Here is a 436-nt window from a genome sequence, read left to right as displayed (position 1 = left end):
GACGTGCTCTGCGCGCATCCGGCGCACGAACGCCACGATCTGATCCCGTACGGCCGCCTCCACGCTCGCCCAGTCCACCCGCCCGACCGTAGTGGAGGGAACGGACGCCCCGGATAGGCTGCCCCGGTGAGACCGGATCTCGAACAGCTGCGTTCCCTGCTGGAAGCGTCGCCCGGGTTGGCGAAACGCCCGGCCGGTCCGGCGCCGCGGGACCGGATCGAGAATGCGCAGACCCGCCTCGGTCCGTTGCCCCCGTCGTACCGGTGGTGGCTCGGCGAGTACGGAGCCGGGTGGCTCGGCGGTGCCCCCATTGCGACGGTGGCGCCGGTGGAGTCCGCCGAGGAGTCTGACGAGGCGATCACCGCCGGGTGGCGGTCGGCGGGGCCCCGGCTGTGTTTCCACACGGAGGAGGACGGCGACGAGCACCACTTCGCGC

1 protein-coding gene is annotated in these 436 nt (G+C 72.7%); it reads left to right on the top strand.

Annotated elements, in window-relative coordinates; translation table 11 throughout:
• Positions 1-126: 126 nt before the first annotated feature.
• The coding region (locus AC1DYG_RS19850) for a hypothetical protein (protein ID WP_477641563.1) at positions 127-436 on the top strand (310 nt) is incomplete at its 3' end.

It is taken from the genome of Pedococcus sp. P1_H8 (genome assembly GCF_056405175.1).
Note: the sequence above shows the minus strand (reverse complement) of the source record. Positions and strands in the feature narration are given on the sequence as shown.